Genomic DNA, 414 nt, shown 5'->3' with positions numbered 1-414 from the left:
TGCATCATCTCCATACGGGCTTCCAGATGTTCCGCTTTATGCACATACGCCGCCCGCACACCGTTGCGCTCTTTGTGGCTCATCTGACGCTCAATAGCATCTTTAGACCACAGTGCGGACTCGTTCAGGGCGCTACAGGCCATCGTTCTGAATCCGTGACCGCAGACTTCGGTTTTTGTATCGTAGCCGATAACGCGCAACGCCTTGTTGATGGTGTTTTCGCTCATCGGTTTGTTCATGGAGTGCGCACCCGCAAACACAAAAACGGAATCTCCGGTAATTTCCTTTATCTGCTCCAGCAGGGCGACAGCCTGCGCAGATAGCGGCACGAGATGCTCATCCTTCATCTTTGCGCCACGCGATGAAAATCTCACCCCCTTAACTGCTTCCCGCTGTGCTGGCACCGTCCAGATA

At 53.9% G+C, this 414-nt stretch carries 1 protein-coding gene; it reads right to left on the bottom strand.

What is annotated here, in order from left to right; translation table 11 throughout:
* Window positions 1–414, bottom strand: a 414-nt coding sequence (locus tag FDX19_RS00020) for a tyrosine-type recombinase/integrase (protein WP_170974318.1), incomplete at both ends; no start/stop codon positions are given.

The organism is Citrobacter sp. wls619 (assembly GCF_005281345.1).
Classification (GTDB): Bacteria; Pseudomonadota; Gammaproteobacteria; order Enterobacterales; family Enterobacteriaceae; genus Citrobacter.
This window is presented reverse-complemented; position numbering and strand designations above follow the sequence as displayed.